The sequence below is a fragment of the Methanomethylovorans hollandica DSM 15978 genome (assembly GCF_000328665.1).
GTDB lineage: Archaea > Halobacteriota > Methanosarcinia > Methanosarcinales > Methanosarcinaceae > Methanomethylovorans > Methanomethylovorans hollandica.
Window position 1 is genome coordinate 1,129,257 of record NC_019977.1, and the last position, 18,565, is coordinate 1,147,821.

Annotated in this window: 14 protein-coding genes and 1 CRISPR repeat array; of the genes, 6 read left to right on the forward strand and 8 right to left on the reverse strand. The window is 43.9% G+C overall.

The genetic code is table 11. The annotated features are described in order from the left end of the window. Positions 1–153: 153 nt before the first annotated feature. Genes METHO_RS05410 through pheA form a run of 6 tightly spaced genes read right to left on the reverse strand, consistent with a single transcriptional unit; the run spans position 154 to position 8,232 of the window. On the reverse strand, positions 154–2,616 hold the full coding sequence (locus tag METHO_RS05410) for a vWA domain-containing protein (protein ID WP_015324526.1): 2,463 nt from the start codon (positions 2,614–2,616) through the stop codon (positions 154–156). Then, a complete protein-coding gene (locus METHO_RS05415; protein ID WP_015324527.1) occupies positions 2,616–4,493 on the reverse strand; it encodes a DUF7408 domain-containing protein in 1,878 nt (625 codons plus the stop codon). Before METHO_RS05415 ends, METHO_RS05410 begins: the two co-directional genes overlap by 1 nt. Beyond that, positions 4,483–5,373, reverse strand: a complete 891-nt coding sequence (locus tag METHO_RS05420; protein WP_015324528.1) for a DUF58 domain-containing protein — start codon at positions 5,371–5,373, stop codon at positions 4,483–4,485. The genes METHO_RS05415 and METHO_RS05420 overlap by 11 nt, the downstream gene beginning before the upstream one ends. A gap of 14 nt (positions 5,374–5,387) precedes the next feature. Continuing rightward, positions 5,388–6,362, reverse strand: coding sequence for an AAA family ATPase (locus METHO_RS05425; RefSeq protein WP_015324529.1), 975 nt, complete (start codon positions 6,360–6,362; stop codon positions 5,388–5,390). Between the two features lie 49 nt (positions 6,363–6,411). Beyond that, positions 6,412–7,299 carry a DUF7502 family protein gene (locus METHO_RS05430; RefSeq protein ID WP_015324530.1) on the reverse strand — a complete coding sequence of 296 codons (888 nt, stop codon included), beginning with the start codon at positions 7,297–7,299 and terminating at the stop codon, positions 6,412–6,414. Positions 7,300–7,341: 42 nt separating this feature from the next. Then, the gene (gene pheA, locus METHO_RS05435) at positions 7,342–8,232 is read right to left on the reverse strand and encodes a prephenate dehydratase (protein ID WP_048831064.1); all 891 of its coding nucleotides are present in this window, start codon (positions 8,230–8,232) and stop codon (positions 7,342–7,344) included. Positions 8,233–8,483: 251 nt separating this feature from the next. Here pheA and METHO_RS05440 point away from each other — a divergent pair, with 251 nt between their 5' ends. Together METHO_RS05440 and METHO_RS05445 are read left to right on the forward strand one after the other, a co-directional pair. Then, positions 8,484–12,500, forward strand: a complete 4,017-nt coding sequence (locus tag METHO_RS05440; RefSeq protein ID WP_015324532.1) for a DUF7286 family protein — start codon at positions 8,484–8,486, stop codon at positions 12,498–12,500. Positions 12,501–12,509: 9 nt separating this feature from the next. Beyond that, positions 12,510–13,103 (forward strand): sarcinarray family MAST domain-containing protein, encoded by a 594-nt coding sequence (locus tag METHO_RS05445; RefSeq protein ID WP_015324533.1) that lies wholly within the window; start codon positions 12,510–12,512, stop codon positions 13,101–13,103. A 141-nt stretch (positions 13,104–13,244) separates the two neighbouring features. On the opposite strand, the gene METHO_RS05450 is transcribed toward METHO_RS05445, so the two are convergent. Further along, on the reverse strand, positions 13,245–13,706 hold the full coding sequence (locus METHO_RS05450) for a nucleoside deaminase (RefSeq protein WP_015324534.1): 462 nt from the start codon (positions 13,704–13,706) through the stop codon (positions 13,245–13,247). A gap of 371 nt (positions 13,707–14,077) precedes the next feature. Between METHO_RS05450 and METHO_RS13595 the strand changes: the two genes are divergently transcribed. After that, entirely contained in the window at positions 14,078–14,221 is a 144-nt protein-coding gene (locus tag METHO_RS13595) for a hypothetical protein (RefSeq protein WP_015324535.1), read from the forward strand. 80 nt (positions 14,222–14,301) lie between these two features. On the opposite strand, the gene METHO_RS05455 is transcribed toward METHO_RS13595, so the two are convergent. Further along, positions 14,302–14,892, reverse strand: coding sequence for a hypothetical protein (locus METHO_RS05455; RefSeq protein WP_015324536.1), 591 nt, complete (start codon positions 14,890–14,892; stop codon positions 14,302–14,304). 316 nt (positions 14,893–15,208) lie between these two features. Beyond that, a CRISPR array of direct repeats spans positions 15,209–16,476; the repeat unit is 37 nt; unit sequence GTTTCAATCCTTGTTTTAGTGGATCATGCTCTGAAAG. Positions 16,477–16,820: 344 nt separating this feature from the next. Here METHO_RS05455 and METHO_RS14260 point away from each other — a divergent pair. The 3 genes from METHO_RS14260 to cas1 are packed head-to-tail and all read left to right on the forward strand — an operon-like array spanning position 16,821 to position 18,560. Beyond that, a complete protein-coding gene (locus METHO_RS14260; protein ID WP_015324537.1) occupies positions 16,821–16,946 on the forward strand; it encodes a hypothetical protein in 126 nt (41 codons plus the stop codon). A gap of 1 nt (position 16,947) precedes the next feature. Further along, entirely contained in the window at positions 16,948–17,601 is a 654-nt protein-coding gene (locus METHO_RS05460) for a CRISPR-associated endonuclease Cas6 (RefSeq protein ID WP_015324538.1), read from the forward strand. Next, on the forward strand, positions 17,592–18,560 hold the full coding sequence (gene cas1 / locus METHO_RS05465) for a CRISPR-associated endonuclease Cas1 (RefSeq protein ID WP_015324539.1): 969 nt from the start codon (positions 17,592–17,594) through the stop codon (positions 18,558–18,560). Before METHO_RS05460 ends, cas1 begins: the two co-directional genes overlap by 10 nt. Positions 18,561–18,565: the final 5 nt, after the last annotated feature.

The window sequence follows — 18,565 nt, forward strand, 5'->3', positions numbered from 1 at the left end:
TACAATTTCCATCGAGAAATCAATCTACAGAGCCCTAAACAGAAAACGCATCGGTGGCTTGTGTTGTGTTCTCCTTAAATCAGATTTATATTATTTTACATTAGAACATGTTTATAGAGTCTAAACTCCCGGAATGTACAAGCCCTCTGCCCACTATGCCTCTGCGCCTTCCTGTATCCTCTTCTCCTGCTCTTTCATATCCCTTATCTCTTTCAGACGGCGTATGATGACCTCAAGCAGGAATAATATAAGAGCTGCCAGAATGAAGTATATCTTCTGGCTGACATTTTCCTTGATAAGCTTTTGTGAGTTTTCCCTTGCATCCCTTAGAAGCAAGGCCTGAGCTTCACTCTTGGTGTATGTTTCTCCACCATTGGCCTTGATCATCATTTCAAGGTCCGGGTTGATCCCTACATCCCTGTATTCCAGAGCATAGTTCACTGCTATCGGATATCCTGAGATGTAATGCACTCCCACCTGACCAACATCTACTGTTGCTTCATATGTGTCCTTGCCTGTAAGCGAAAGGTCTATGCTTCTCGTATCATCAAGTGTGATGGCGGGTATGCCTTCGTCATACATAGTGAGCTTAAGTTGTGCGGGAGTACCGAACCACGTGTCCTCTGCCTCCAGCACGGCTCCTTCCTCTACCTGCGGATTGCCGACAAGCCAGTTCATGGTAGATGAAGTGAGCTTTGAGTTATTGCCGGAGTACATCTGTGTGCTCCACATATTATCATAACCTTTACCATTATCAGTGCTCAGGGAAGCCACGCGTCCCAGGCCGTATCTCCACACAGTGAGCACAGGTTTACCTGTAGAAGTAAGGATCAGCCTGTCTGCTCCGGGTTTTGGTGTCACGTCATTGTAACCTGTGATGTTGCCCGAAAGGTTCACATTCCTGGTGATGAAATGGGTAGGGTTGTATTTTATGAGAGTAAGTGCGCTATAATCTATAGATTCGTTAGTATCTGGCTGTTCCATCTCATCGAAGACCAGATTGACCCTGTCTTCTTTTTCCACAGGGAAATACAGCCCGCCAACTTCATCCATCAAAATCTTTGCAAAGGCATTACCGGATTTATCGTATTGTGAAGGTGCACTGGACTTAACATGTACATAATATAACTTGACTCCCGCATCAGTGAGCTCACTGGCAACTTTGAGACTTTCCTCATATTTTTGTTCTATCCCACCATCTGAGATGACAATTACATCAAGTTCACCTTCTCCTTCTGCAAGCCATTCCTGTGCAATAACAAGACCCTGGTCCAGTGATGTGGTACTGGTTATCGCGGGGGCGATCGAAGATATCTGTTCTTCCAGGCGATTGATGTTGGAAGGCACGCCCATGTATACAAGGCCACCGGAAACGTCAAGTCCTTCTGTTCCAAAGGCAATCACTCCTACATTTGCACCTCTCAGATTCTCATTATTTTTAGTGAGAACATGTATAGCATTACCCAGAATATCTCCGTGAGTACCATGGGCAGATGTACTCATGGAAACATCAAGGACCAATACCACATTCCTGCCACCCTTCCATTCGGTGGCCTTGGAATATACAGGCAATAATCCTTCAAGAGATGAATTAAGATAATTCCCATAGTCATAGGAACTGTCTCCTCCTACCACGTACAGGCCATTGCCAGAACTTACATAATCTTGGAGGTTCTGTATCTCTGCTTCCGACAGAGATCCTATTCCCCTGTTATCCAGCACAACAGCCTTTTTATTATCCAGGTCTGTTAGCTGCGTGCTGATTGAGGTCTCATATAGGTTAAGCAGTACATCGGCCATGGGTGAACCTGTATCATCAGTCACTACCTGGATCTTCGGTTTTGGGACGACATATACGGTCTTATAGAAGACATTATTGATAGGCTGTCTGTCATCGGAAGCAGTAATACTGGCCGTTATCGTGTGGGCGCCCAGAGAAGTGAATGTATACGTTACAGGTATGGTCCTGGAATCGTCTTCCTGGTCATATGTTCTGCTGCGTACCAGCTGATCATCCACATACATCTCTATCTGGTAGGCGATGGGTGTATCTCCGGCCTGCTGAACTATAATGTCGAACTGGTATTCATTATTCAGGACCACTGTCTTCTCACCACTTATATACAGGCTGACATCATTTACCTGCAGTTCAGGGATGACAGAGTAAACCGTGGTGCCTGTCTCCTTTGCGAATTCCAGAGCTTTTCCTAGATCCTGGCCCTTGTTACTGTTGCCGTCAGAAACTAGAACTATCTGATTGTCCCCGCGGGCGTATTGTACAATGGCATCGCCCAAAGCTGTGCTCTCACCAGTGAGCTTTACAACGTTGGTAGGTGTATTCGCTGCCAGGGATCCATATAACTCCGTAGCTGTCTGCTTTTCGAAAAGCTCCATACTGGCAGTCTCATCGGATATCAGCACAAGATCGGGGTTCTCACTGCTTGATATCTTGCTCACCACATTATAAGGAGATGCAAGGGCAATGACCAGCAATGCAAGCACGACCATCCGGGATATGATCAGACCTTTTTTAGCGCCTTTGCGAATAAGGTAGATGCCCGCTGCTATTACCGGCACCATAAGCCATAACATCTCTGGCTGCTGCAGGTTCAGCATCACAGCTCACCTCGCTTTTTGATTATGTACAACTCCAGGATTACCAGCAGGAGTACCAATGCTATCATAATAGTGTCCAGATACTTCTTAGATTCGTATGTTGTCGCCCTCACAACAGACGGCTCATCTTTTAAGGATGTTCTCTCAATGACATCCGAAGCATCTATCGTGGTGTCGGATTCTTTGTCATTGTACAGATTAACGGCAATGGTCCTGCCTGCAACCTCATATAGACCGGCGCTGCTGTAAAGCACCCTTTTTGTAAGCTCTGTCCCACCCGGAGTAGTTATTTGCTGTTCTTTTGCCAGAGTAGATACAGCTCCTGTCTTCAGATTGTACTCTGAAATATCCCCTGAACCGCCGAGCCACCCTGCGAGTTTGAACCAGAAGACAGGGAAATCGGGCAGATTGTGGAAGTTGTTCCAAGCTCCTTCTCCAAGCTGATCGCTGAACCCTAAGTAGACAACTGTGCCTTCACCCACAGTTCCGAAAGCCAGCATCGGAGTATCTTTATCAGATGTGATAAGAGTGGTAGTGCCTAATCTGGGAGTTGCATTCAGGTACTTATACACAGCTATTTCATCCAGGGCCAGATCATCAGTAAGTCTCGTGGATTGGTTCACCTTCATCTGCAGACCTTTTTGTGTTTCTGTTATGCTGGATGTCCTTACAGGTAGCAGTTTCTGTAGTTCCAGATCTGCACCCTGTGCAGCAAGACTGTCGCTTGCTATGAATATGACCTTACCCCCACCGTTAATGTACGATGAGAGCACCGAGATCTCCCCGGATGAGAGGGACTGGTTAGCTTTGGCAACTACGACCACGCTGAACCGTGCAAGGTCCTGAGGTACGCCGTTAGCTGAGGTCGTATCGATGCCGGGCATAAGGGACACTGAGGTCATAGATGGCAACAGTGGCTGTTCAGATACGAACAGGACACGCTTGTTAGAAACCCTGGGTATTGAGACGTAGGCAGTATTATCAGCAGGCAGACTGTCATCTCTATTGATCTTTATTGTAGTGACTCCTGTGCTAAGATTTTGTAATATGAACTGCTGTGTAGCCATTGCCTTAACCGGCAGGTCGATGTTCTTGGTAACACTTTCGCCATCAGTAGTAGTGATCTCTAAAGGCACGTTCTGATCATTGCTGCCATAGTTTTTTATAACACAATTATAGGTATAGCCACTCTGCGTGGTTTCAAGCCTGCCCTGGATAATTCCTATATTATCTGCTGCACTATTACCTATTCTTATGAACTCCACCTTAAGACCGTATGATTCTGCAAGGTTCTTTGCAGAAACAGGGTCTTCTCCTTCCCAGTTGGTGAAATCAGAGATCACTATTAGCCTTCCGCCGTCCTGGGACAGTATTCTCATGCCTGTTCCCATGGCAGCAGAGATATCTGCCACCGTTGCACCTGGCCTGAGAGAGGAAAGAGCTGCCTGAGTGGTGGTTGCATCCTGTTCTTCAAGTAATGTTACAGGAATATTATGAGCAAGCACTATGCTGTTCTCCTTGCTTACGTATTCCTCTGCCTTACTGATGGCTTCCTGGAACCGGTTCCCTGTCTGCATACTGGCGGACACGTCCATAACCAGTACTGTATGCTCATCGCTCAGAGGTTCATTGGTAGTAATGTAAGGCGCAGCAGCTGCCAGGGCTAACAGAATGAGTACCAGTAGCTGTATAAGGAACAAAGGGTCTTTGATAAGTTTTGTGATGGAAGTGAAGAAGCGCTTCTTTTCTTCCACCTGCATGAGGAACATCACTGATGGTATCCTCACTAATAGAGGCTTTGGCCTCAGAAGGTAGAGAATGATAAGAGGTATGACGCTTACCAGTGCCAGCAGAGCCAGGGGTGTCTCAAAGGCCATGTCCGTGTCTCCTGTCTATGGTATAAAGGAAAGCTTCAAAGATGGGCACATCCGTAGTGAAGACATAGTACTCTGCTCCCACGTGGTAGCATGTGTCCTTGATGCTGTTCATATGCTCCATCAATTTGCGCTGATAGTTTTCCTTGAAGCTGTCGCCTACGTAGGTTTTAAGATCCTTCTCTGTTTCCAGGTCCATGAATTTTGTATGACCGTGTACCTGAAGCTGAGCTTCTGTTCTGTCCAGCACCTGTATAAGGATGAGATCATGGTCAGCAAAACGATATATTGCCGATCTGATGGCATCCAGATCATCCATGAAATCAGATATGATGATCACAAGAGAGCGTGAATGGATCACACGGCTGTAACTGATGATACATTCATGTATGTCTGTCTTACCCTGCAGTTTTGTGGTCTCAAGTCTTTCAAGTGTCTGGAACAGGTGTTTCTTTCCTCTGCGTGCCTGGGATATATCCACATCTTCAGAAAAGGTGGAAATAGCGAACTTGTCATTATCCTTTGTCACCATGTATGCAAAACCCATGGCAAGCATCAGGCCATATTCGAATTTGGTGATACCTTTATCAGGATAGTCCATGCTCTTGCTGGCATCCAGTAGTATATGTGCAGTGAGAGATTTGTCTTCCTCGAACTGTCTAACATACAGTTTTTCCGATCTGGCATAGACTTTCCAGTCAATGGACCTGGGATCGTCTCCGGGATAGTATTCCCTGAACCCAATGGTATCTATACCCCTACCACTGTTAACAGAGCGCCGGCTACCGGCATATACGCTGGACACTCTTTTGTTCACCATGAAAGAGAAACGGTCAAGCTGCCGGAAAAAATCCGCATCAATAGTGTGTTTGCCGGGGTTCATGTCCTGCCTGATTTTTATTTGACCTGTGCAAGTATTCCCTTTATCATCTGGTCTGCAGTGATACCACGCCTCTCAGATTCGAAAGAGAGACCAAGCCTGTGGCGAAGTATCGGATAAGCCATTGCGTCTATATCCTCTTCGCTCACATAATTCCTGCCTTTGATCAGAGCACGTGCCTTTGCGGTCAGGATAAGACCGATAGACGCTCTGGGAGATGCACCGTATTCTATTTGCTCGCTGTTCTGCCTTGTAGCCAGGACTATCTTCACTGCTCTGAATTTTAACTGGTCGGAGATAGGCACTTCGGTGGTCAGCTTCTGCAGGTCAAGCAATGTGCTCTTGTTCATAATCTTTCTGACCTGCGGGATGTCCATTTTAGTATATCTGTCCACTATGGTGAGCTCCTGCTCGAATGTGGGGTAGTCCAGCAAGATCTTCAGCAGGAACCTGTCCAGTTGTGCTTCAGGCAACGGGAATGTGCCCTCCATCTCAATAGGGTTCTGGGTGGCCAGAATAAAGAACGGCTTATCAAGCAGATAAGTATCATTGGCTACAGTGATCTGTTTTTCCTGCATGGCCTCAAGCATTGCGGATTGTGTCTTGGGAGAAGCACGGTTGATCTCATCTGCCAGCACTATGTTGGCAAAGATAGGCCCTGCCTGGAACTTGAACGACTTGACACCGCCGTGTTCCTCGATAATGTTCGTTCCCGTGATGTCCGCAGGCATCAGGTCCGGTGTACACTGGATCCTGCTAAAGCGCAGGTCCATGACCTTTGCTATGGTAGAAATGGTCAACGTCTTCCCAAGACCGGGGTTGCTCTCCACCAGAGCATGCCCATTGCAGAGCATAGCTATTATCATCTGTTCCACATATTCTTGCTGTCCTACGATGACTTTCCCGATCTCAGCGAACAATGCGTTGAACATCTCGCTCGCAAGCCGGTATGTCTGGGACAGATTTCCTGTGCTCATTTCACTGGAGTTCATCTCTGGTCTCCTTTACATTCATGGATCAATAGTAAGGTTCTGTATGTCATTATTGTCCTGCCATTTTCTCAAAGTACTGTTTAATGATGCTTTCGTATCCTTCCGGCAGTTTCTCGGAATAGATGGATGAGGAGATTACACTTATATCGTATGCTGAAGACGGAGTAAAACCATCGAGTGTGCTATTGGTCTGATTCCCCTGCGTAAAACCTGCGCCTGTGCCAGGTGGAAGGGTCAGATCGACCTGTTTTCCTTCGACCACCACAACTGCAGGTTCACTTAAAAGATCTTCAGTGGATTTATTTCCCGGATCATCTGAAATTTCTTCCATTACTGCCAGATCTGAACCGCCTGCATTTTCAGGTGACAGGGGGTCTAAGAGATCTTTGATATCCTGGGGTGTGGATGAGATACGATATTCACTCACACTGACATACGTAAGCAAAGAAATAGCTATCAGCAACGAGAAAAAGCCAATATACATTCTTTTCTTGTTGAAGAAGTCAGCAGGTATCACTTTGGAGGACGCACTTACCACATTTTCCCGGAGATCTGCAACTATGATATTATCAACTTCACGGTTGTCGTACGCAGTACTGAGTCTCTCGCGCAGCACCGGGTATTTTTCTTCAACAATGTCTATTGTTTCTTTTTTGTCATCTTTTATGTGCAATATGAAAGTCAGTAAAAGACCGAAGGCCAGTGACAGAAAGAACAAGAAGATCTTAGGGTATGAAAGAGTTGCACCAAGAAAACTTATCGATGCAGCAGAATATACTTCAAGTTCAGGAAACATCTCAAAGATCATTTCCATATTAGTGATCAGTAAAATGGCATACAATAGGAATGTTATGGAAATAACATCAAGCAGTTTATAAAAACGCCTGTATTTTTGAATAGCTATATCTATATTTTCTATGAAGTCTTCAACCTTCATGGTAATGCACTTGTCCTGTATACCAATGTCCCCTATGTTATTTTACATCATCTCATAGGAGCCTAGCACTTTCATCATCCCTGCTTTCGGCAGAATGCTATTTAAAGCATCTTTTATAATAGTATCGCTGATATTCCCTGCAAAGTCTATGTAAAAGATATAATCTCCCAGAATACGTTTTGAAGGTCTGGATTCAATGCGTGTAAGATTTATCTTCCGGATTGCGAATTCCCCCAGCAGGTCATATAATGCTCCTGGCCTGTCTCTGTCAAGATAGACTATGATAGATGTTCTGTGGGGAAGATCTCTCTTTGCTGTGTCATCGGTTTCGGCTACACTTCCACTGCAAGTCTTCCAGGCAAGATCATCATCTTCCTGTTTTTTCCTGAACACTATGAAACGGGTATGATTGTTATTGCAATCCTGAATATTGCAGAGCAGTACGTTAAGTCCGTACATGCCTGCTGAATCTCTGGATGCGATGGCTGCCATTTCCTCAAACTCAGTGGCAAGTTTGGCTGCATGGGAGGTGCTCCCTGTTGTGCGTATCTCTGCATGAGGAAAATGGCTTTTGATGAACTGCCTGCACTGTCCCAGTGCCTGGGGATGGGAAAGTATGACCCTTATATCCTCTATCTTCCCCCTGGACAGCAAACAGTGTTCAATGGGCACAACTACCTCCCCGATTATATGGATCTCATGTTCCATGAGCATGTCAAGGGTAACACCCACCGAGCCTTCGATGGAATTCTCTACAGGTACAATGCCAAGATCAGCATTTGTGAGAATCACAGCATTGAATGTATCGATGATATCGTCGCAATATTTCAGAGATATGTCCTTCAGGGGTGAAGCAGTGTATTCTTTACTGAGCCACAGGCTGGCGGCATGGTCCGAATAAGATCCCCTGGGTCCCAGTACACCGATGATCATAATGCCTACACTACGGCACAACTTATATAATTGTGTATATGTGCCATGCACATGCTCTCTCTCTCTGTTTTTATTTGTACTTGTTTTCCAATTGTGAACCTCTTGATATAACCCTTTTTAGAACTCTTTCTAAGACCTTTCCTAAGACCTTATTCTGAAACAGGATGTCTTTTCAGGAACCAATAAAAAACACAATGTTTAAATAATTATAATGTAATATGCTTGACAAACAAGTTCCATAGGACAGCATCATGGCCGAAAAGCAAAAAAAAGGAATAAATGAACTTATCAATGACACTGATGCTTACATTCCCTTTGCACTTATAGGCATATTCATCCTGCTGTTCTCATTGCTGACAGCCGTGGATCTCACACGTATGGATTACCAGCTTGCAGAGGTGGTATATTCCACTGATACATCGGATCCGCAACATGATATCCTTGACATGGCATGTGCTGATATATCGAGGTGTCTTAACTATGCAGGCATGGAGGCTTTAGAGTGGCAGGGGGAGCATCCTGTCATTCAGCCCGGATCTGTTTCCGTAAAAGCCTGGAACAATGCAGGCTTTGAGGCTCGTCCTTTAAACAAAGATCTGGAACCGGGGGATGTTTTGCAGGTAGAAGTAGAACTCCCCTCTAATATCCTGGGAACCTTACTTTCTCTTGTCAGCAGTCAGAACAGGGTGCTTACTGTATATGATGAAAGCGGCAGCTTCAATATGAGCTTCAACTACAACGCATCCCATCGCTTATGGGGGAGTTCTTCTTTCGTACAGGAAGTCAGCATCCCCACAGATGCATCATATGGGTTTGGTTACGTTGTACTAAAGGTTGGAAATGATGTGCAGGCCACTGACTGGTTCCATGTGGGTACCAATCCCGTGAAGGATATTGTTGCAGCACGTTTCAATGAGCTCATGGAGAACAACTACAAAAACGGTGTTCATATAACAGGCAGGTATGTATTGAACATCAACGGGGACATAACTCCTGAACAGATCATTATCGATAAAGTTAACGGAACCCTGAATAGAAGTATGGCACAGGACCAAGATGATTACATTATTCATTATACCCTAACAGTAAAGCATCTTAATTACACGCTTACTGATGTCGATACAGGTATAGTGGAAAATGGAAGCATGGATATTTTCACACCTGTCGATTCGAGGGAGCCTCTGCTGGCACAGCTCACCGCAGAGTACGAAAGGGAACTCAATACTGGTGTATCTGCGGACATTGTACTCGGGATGTCTAATGTGCGTTCCTTTACCTATGGCCCCTGGCAGCATTATGCAGGCGGTCCACTGAATATCCTGACAGGTCCTTCTATTGCAGGTGCTGTGAACACGGGTACAATGTATGCCCAGAAGCGTGTCTTTGATGCCGCAGACCCCTGGTCTTTGATGTATACGGGCTACTATAACGGGAAGGTCATGTACTCTGATGTAAAAAGGGATACTTCGGACTATGATCTGCAGAAAGGCAATCTTTCAGCGGTCTATGCTGATCTTGCGCAGAACGGTTCTTTCAATATGAATATTCAGGAAGATATGGATGGTTCCATGCAGGATGCTGGTACCAGCCTACAGGCAGTTGAGGATAACACTTCCGTTATCCTGGCGGTCTCCAACTATACGGCAGGTGTACAGAATGGTTGGATATTCAATGATCGGATGTGGAGTCCCGCAGATCCCGACCTCATACATGATGTGACCCGTAAGATATACAGTGCTGAAGTAATGCCGGAAATAATACGGAGTGGTGTAAATGATCAGCCTGGGGCTCAGGATGTACTGGTTGAAACACACTTTGATCCTGAAAGTGTACGTCTGGTCAATATCTTTCCTTTCTATCACCTTACGTGGGATGCCGAATATCTTGTCTCCCTGTGGCACGAGGGTGCTGTTGTGCCCGGATATATGTTCGAGAACACAAGCAGAATAACTTACAGTGCACGCATAATGAAACCCGGTCCCATTGCAGATCTGGACATTGCCAACTGGCACATCACAGACGCCAGGCTTAGACATCGGTCCACCTCCCTGGAAAACCTTAAGGTCACGCCTGTGATGAACTATGCAGACAATGACAGACTCCTGAGCATGGAGCGGGAAGGTGGCTTCCTTAACAGTGAATCACATTCCTTTGACTGGGATGTGGAATATATTGTGGAATTCGATATCTCTTCACAGTGGGACCTGGATTATGGTTATGCGTATACACACACAGGCATGATCGACAGCGCTTATGAAGATGAAAGACTGGATATGTATGATCATGTACAGCAGACACATAGTGAACCTGAGACAGAGAACATTACCATAGTTTATCACAAATGTTTCAGGACCAATACCTATGAGGGTCTTGAAAAATACGAACAGGCTATTGAAAATGATTTCAATGACACCACAGTGATAGTTGATGGGATGGAACTCGTAGATACCTCCTGCAGCGATGCTGCTGATAAGTACAGGGAGGCTTATGTGGATGTAGCACAGATCGAAAGAGCATATGGAATGTATGGTGATGGTACTTATATGCCCAGGCGCACCGTTGCATGTGATGTGCCAGTGTGGCTTCCCGGCCTTATGACAAAGGAAATGCTATCCATGCTTGGTGCAATGGATGACACCGGTCCCTCCCGGAAGGTGTCTTTCATGGGGAATAACCTGGGCCGCAATCCTGCGGACCTTTTCTGTGAGGCTGCAGAGGACATGGCCTTGGAAATGCAGAATGAAAGGGAGGAGTATGTGCAGGCTGCAGGACATTTCACAAGAAATGAATTTACCACCTGCAGTGATGCAGCCCGCATGATCGTAAGGAACGAGGCTTATGAGAGGACCATGCAGCAACTTGTGGATAGCAATACCAAAGTACGGTATTCACTGGATGGATATGTGAACGATGCTTTCTCCAAAAAGGCAGGATCCGCACTGTCGGACCTGCTGGGCGGGCTCTCACCTTCTTCACTTTTGTTCAACAATCCTGCTCTGTCCATGGCAACAAATGCGCTGGCACAGGAGATGGGTGTGATCGATACCATGGAAGTGGTGGACTGGCCCCACAGCAAATACAATTGGACTGAGAATATGACTCTGCTGGTGGACCAGTACCCGGACTATCTGTACCATGATGCAGATTTTGATCTGCAGGACCAGTTCTTATGGGAGGATGCGATTACAGGTAAGACTATCTATCCTCTGGCAGTGCGTAATGTATGTGTCTTTTCCGGGGATATGAGCGGTGCGGTCGCAGATGTTATGCAGAGCTGCACTGATCCTTTAAAAACAGCAGTTTCGGAGCAAATGAGCAGCAGTATCCTTGAGATCAACTCACAGGTGAATGATGTGATAGCACAGATAGGCGTTGAAGCTGTGAACCTGACACAGGCAGGAGTGAGCACAGATACCCGCCTGCTTAGGGATAACCAGACCCGGCTTATCAATACCTATGCTGGGCAGCTTCGTATGGACATTCCGGCGCAGGTCAACAGACAGGTAGCTGCTGATCCTGTGCTGTCCACTTGCATAGATCCGGGTCAGGTGGAAATGATCACTCAGCAGTATCTGGCATCCTTAAGTAATGAACAGCTTGTGGCCATGACTTCTGATGACAGACTGGCACTGGAACTTTTTAACGTGCTCAAAAATAATATGGACCTGAACAATGGTGCAAGTAACACAGAGGTCGATATTGCCCTGCTGCGCCTTGAAGCCGACATGCGTATGGGTGTTGCGGACGGGGTATGCGCGGCTATAGAGATGTGTCATGAGACCATTGATGCATGTTTTGCCAATATCGATAAAGAACTGCAGGCAAAGCTTGATGCTTCAGCTGATAAACTGACAGGCAAAGCCGCAGAAAAAGTGGAAAGAAGACTGGAAAAAGCCATGAGGTACGTACCAGCAGGTCTACCGCTGCTGCCACCTAACTGGGTCTGCACGGTGAATATCTGGGAATATGATGTGAAAGGACGATACAAAACATTCCAGATAAGTGATATAGATAACGAATGCATCGTTGATCCATTTTATGGGCATAAGGCGCAGATGTATGTAAGGGAAAAAAATTATATTTTCCACCCAGTAAAAAAAGATTCTAAAGGAGGTCGTATTTTATTAGGTCGAAATGCTCCAATTGAGTTCCAGTATAATGGTTATGCAGCGACGGTTGTAGGGCCAGGACCAAAAGGTGTTGGTGATAAAATTGGTGGAAGAGATGAAAAATCTCCAGGTTATGATAATTTTGAATCACAATTTTGAGGTAAAAAAATGAAAGTTGTTTTTTTGCTACTATTTATTACTAGTATTTTATTAAGTTCACCTGTAATCGTGTCTGCTCAAAGTCCTTATGCTAAAATAGATTTATATTATAATGGAATTCTTTACCCGGGTGCTGATATTCCAAGGCCACTTTTAAAGATTGGAGAGCCATTCATTATTCGTTTTGATGTGACATCTTATAAGAAATGTTATTTATCGGTAGAATTGTGGTCTATAGATTCAGAAGATTTTGTGATTATAGATGGTCCAACTTTAGAACTTGAAAAAGGTATACATGGTCTAATAGAAGAAAATGAAACAAAAACATATGAATGGACTGTTGCACCCACAGAAAATTGGGCAAGTGGTAGTGTTCCCATTAACTTCTACTATCAATTTACTGATTTAGACACAGCAGACACTATTATAAAAGATGAATTCACCGCCGCTTACGTAACCGTCAGCGAGGAGTACTACGATGGTGAAAAAACCGAAGTTGCCACAGAACCCGCCATTGAACAACCCTCACAAGCTCCTGGATTCATATTGCCTATAGCTGTCGGAATGTTGTTGTTAGCCGAGAAGTGCAGAAGAAACACGTGATATTTTGCTTATTCTTATTAGAAGAGGAAAAAGAAGTGAATTACGCCGCCTGCGGCGGGGTTGTTGTTATGGACAGGGGTCTGGTAAACTCCTATGTGCTGTATGCGGTTAAAAAACATTTGTTATTCGGGAAGTAAATGCCTAGTACATTTGTTTGTCTGTTTTGTTGTCCCATTCTTGCAGCAGTTCCAGACAGGCTTCGCGCTGAATGATTGTAAATTCTACTTCTGCTGTCTGTTCTCCTTTGATGATGTTGTAGATGTGGCTATCGTCGAAGCCTGCAATGGCTACTTCTTCAGTTGTGGTACCGTAATGGATACGCTTGATCCTGGCCCAGCAGATGGCTGCAAAACACATGGGACAAGGCTGCGAGGTAGTAAATATCTCGCAATCAGACAGGTCAAATTTTCCCAGTTGCTGGGAGGCTCTGCGGATAGCAAGTATTTCAGCATGTGCCGTGGGGTCTTTGCTGCTAAGCACTTCGTTATGAGCTGTGGATATTATGCCTCCGTCTTTGACGATAACAGCACCAAAAGGCCCTCCGTGATTGTTCTGCATGCCTCTGCGAGCTTCATCGATAGCAATATGGATTAATCGGAACATTTTATTAGATCATACTCCTGCAGGATCGCAGTATGTACCTTTAAATGGCTTGCATATACAAAAATATGTTCTTTTTACACATTTTCTTCATCCTATGGATGGTCGGGCTAATTTGCATGACCGTCTTTTTGTAAGTTCTGTCGGATTATCAGCGAAATTTAAATATAATTAAATTAATATAATATTGTTATACAATTTAGTGTCTTCGATCCATAAACATTCAAAAGTGCTACAGGAGCCTCATATGTTAGTGAAAAAAAACGTAAAAGCATTATGCATGGCATTTTTACAAAACCCTCGGATTCAGACAACTGCTTCGCGATCAGACGATACGCAAACCAATTACTATCATCGTTTTTCTGGAGGATATGATGACAGCTAATATCATCACCCTTAGGCCTGACTCGGTAAAGAACCTTAAAAGACTGGATGCGGAAACAAAGAAAAAAATAAAAGAAGGCCTTGGCTTCATTGAGCATGAGCCACATGAAAATAATTATATAAGATATGTGTAAGGTATATTCAAGGCAGCAATGATTATGATTAACTAAAATTGAGTTATGGATATATTTTTATTTGTAATTAAAGTGGATCTTCACACGTAACTAATTTCACCGGCTGCGAAATCTACCAGTATCTTCCGGATATCTTCCTCGGTCAAAAGGACATATAATTTGTTGTTAACCGAATATCTGTTAGCTGTACTCAGGATCACAGGAACGTTGGACATATGAGATTCTCCCATGTTTATGTATGGTATATAATGCTCCAGTGAGTACTCCCCATGCTCTACAGATACGCGTGTCTGTATAGGCACCTTGTAGTATGCATCGGGCTCAGGTATTTCTTTACCGCATTTGCATTTGCCTCCCGGTTTGCGCCATTGCGCTCTGCCGCATTTGGGACATGCTATCTTATAGGCGGGAGCTAACTTCAGGCTCTCAAACCTACTATGTGCTGTCTGCACTACCTGTTTTATCTGTAACATCATCTCGTTGTCGAAAACCTGAAGCCTTCTGATACGCAGAAGCTGAGGGCCGCGCACTTCAATGATCCCGTTAGCCTCCTGAAATACCGCATTCCCGTCATAGATATACTCATCTGATACCTCAGACCTCCAGGGAACATTAAGATCAACTAACTGGAACTTACCGTTTTGCAATCTGACAAACTCTATTTCGAACATTACGGCAACCTCAAAACTTCCATGCAATTATCCTGCCATCACTATGCGTTCTGCTTTCATGCCTGATCTCCTGTCCTGCAGGTCAATCACAGGAAACCTGTAAGCATCAGCTTTATATCAGATCCATTCATGATCAGGATTAATAATTGCATGTTTTGCTTATATTTAAGCATTCTTTAATGGATGTAAAGAGAAATAGAGGAACATTTGTTCTTATTACCCATTTTAAATGTACAATTTGTACAGTTTAACCCTTTTTTTAGTGGATTATGCTTTCGAATGTACAAGAGCAAACTTGCTTTTTGCAAGAAAAAGTGTTTCAATCCTTGTTTTAGTGGATCATGCTCTGAAAGTTATCGGCAAAGTGACTGGTTTTATGCAAACTTGTAATGATTTTATTTTTGTTTTGGTGAAAGCAAGTTTCAATCCTTGTTTTAGTGGATCATGCTCTGAAAGCAGAAGACTCGGATTCGGATATCTCCAATAACCGTCTCGTAAGTTTCAATCCTTGTTTTAGTGGATCATGCTCTGAAAGTGCTAGGGCTGTAAAATATTATGGAGAAAAGGAAGATAGCGAAGTTTCAATCCTTGTTTTAGTGGATCATGCTCTGAAAGCCAGACTAGGGAATTTTTAAAAATCGGGCGGAAGGTTGTTTCAATCCTTGTTTTAGTGGATCATGCTCTGAAAGGAGACGGCTCATGCCCGTTAACCCCAAGTTGAGCAACAAAGGTTTCAATCCTTGTTTTAGTGGATCATGCTCTGAAAGTGCATACGGCAGGGTAGGTATAGGCACAGTGGACAGGTTTCAATCCTTGTTTTAGTGGATCATGCTCTGAAAGTAGTTATCGCCGTGAAGATCCTAGGAGTTAGTTTTTGTTTCAATCCTTGTTTTAGTGGATCATGCTCTGAAAGGTGAAAATAAAAGATCGAAACCAAGGACGACGCAGGGTCAAGTTTCAATCCTTGTTTTAGTGGATCATGCTCTGAAAGTCATCTAGTGACAATAACAGTGTCACGAGGGTAAGTTTCAATCCTTGTTTTAGTGGATCATGCTCTGAAAGAAGAAGTATATATGCTCATGATTGCTCAGATGAAAGAGAGTTTCAATCCTTGTTTTAGTGGATCATGCTCTGAAAGAGGATGTTTGGGTGGCTATAAAGACCGCCGTCGAAGCGTTTCAATCCTTGTTTTAGTGGATCATGCTCTGAAAGCCGGCAAACGCATGTATTATAATGCCTATGGATAAGTTTCAATCCTTGTTTTAGTGGATCATGCTCTGAAAGCCAATATGCCAGCATCGCCAAAACAACTTTACTTGTGTTTCAATCCTTGTTTTAGTGGATCATGCTCTGAAAGATTGATGGTGAGGGTAAGCGCAAAAATACGGTTGCAACTATAATGTTTCAATCCTTGTTTTAGTGGATCATGCTCTGAAAGTGCTTGCTCTGGTAATACCTGTAGCCTCAGCGAGTGTTTCAATCCTTGTTTTAGTGGATCATGCTCTGAAAGTTGATATGTCTATTACCATTAAATGACAACGATACATGTTTCAATCCTTGTTTTAGTGGATCATGCTCTGAAAGAGGGGAATTTTTCCCTTTGTTTGGGCTGGAAATCCAGGAAAAGACTCCTTTTCAGAGGGCAAATTTCTTGTTGGTTTTTTATAGATGAGTTTATAAACTCAAGCCTATATTAAAATTTTGGTTAAGAATTGCTGCATATCGAATTAATTTTTTTTGACTGCATATGTATGTACAGTATTAATAAATTCTTTAGACACTTAGTGTGCAGCAGTTCATTTACAATCATGAAAGGGATGTATGAAATAGCAAGAGTGGTTGGGAAGACAGCAAAATATTTATGCTTGTTATAAGAGAAGTATTGTAAGATAAATTTGAAAATTGTGTCGAGTGGGGGCAGACTGTGCATGTGCAATAAAAGTGTAAGACCTTTGTGTCTTTCCGTTTCAGAGATAAACAGTTCTAATAAGATCGATCTGACGATCGGTAACTTGAAGGATGGCTACGTGAAGATCGGATCTTCAGGAAAATAGCATGGATCTGAAAATACTTTCCCTTACTCTTACCTCCACCCGCCCTATTCAGGAATCCGGTGCGCAGCTTAGGGGATTTTTTGCTACAAAGTTCAATGAATACAGCCTTCTGCACCAGCATGATGCTGACAAATTCATTTACCGCTATCCCATGGTTCAGTATAAAATGATACACAGAACGCCTACTGTACTCGGAATCAACGAAGGTGCCGAGGTCTTGAAAGAAATATACGATGAATATGATAAGATTACACTTAATGGCAATGAGTACGAGATAGCAGAACGAGGGATCACTTACAAAAAAGAGGATTTCGGAATCTCTGAGAAACTTATCAAGTATGATTTTTTAACACCCTGGTTCGCACTTAATCAGGAGAACTACAGGAAATATATTTCTTCGAATAACGAGCAGCAGGCAGCATTGCTCAACAGGAATCTTGTAGGTAACCTCCTTTCCATGTCGAAATCCCTGGATTATCAGGTACCTGATAAGATAAAGTGCCATATTGAAGTGAAAGAGCAAAGTTCAAGTTTGAAAGGGAATGATATCATTGCCTTCCGGGGTTTTTTTGTTACTAATTTCCAGATCCCTGACCTTCTTGGCTTAGGCAAGTCGGTATCACGTGGTTTTGGGACAGTGAAAAGATGCAACTAGTTATCAACTCCTACGGCTCATTTTTGAAAAAGAACCATAACTGTTTTCTTGTCAGGAATGAGGATAAAGTCTTCGAAGTATCTGCGGACAAAGTAGAAAGCATTCTGATTGCCACATCCGCCACCATTACCACGGATGCTGTCAAATTCGCTGTGGAGAACAATATAGACATCGTTTTTCTCGACCATTCTGGAGACCCCTATGGGAGAATATGGCATACAAAGCTTGGAAGCACCACGCTTATCCGCAGGCGCCAGCTTGAGGTGGCTGAGAAGAAAAAAGGCTTCAGGATGGTAAAAAAGTGGACCGAGGTCAAGCTTAACAATCAGATCACTTTCCTGAAAGATCTCAAGAAGAACCGGCCTGAACAAAAGGCCGAACTGGAAGAGTTTATTGCAAACATCGAAAAGCTGCAAGCTCAGCTTCTTGAACTCGACGGTACCCTGGAGGAGAAAAGAGGTTCTGTCATGGGAGTAGAGGGTATGGCTTCCCGACACTATTTCGATGCACTTGGTTACATAATGCCTGAGAAATGGAAGTTCAACGGCAGGAGCAGGAATCCTGCGGTTGATGCTTTCAACTGTATGCTGAACTACGGGTATGGGATACTGTATTCCCTGGTCGAAAAGGCATGTATCATTTCCGGGCTTGACCCGTATGTGGGTTTTCTACATACTGACAATTACAACAAGAAGTCTCTGGTCTTTGATATAATTGAGATGTATCGTATCCACGCTGACAGGACCGTGGTCAATCTGTTCTCCACAAAGCAGGTACATGACGAATTTTTTGACAGCATTCCTAATGGAATGAGCCTGAACAGCAATGGGAAAGCTGTGCTTATCGGGGCATTCAATAAAGCCCTTGACCAAAGTGTGGAATATGATGGCAGAAACATAAAAATCAGGGATATAATACAGCACGATTGTCATAAAATTGCAAACGGGCTTATAAAATAAGAGGG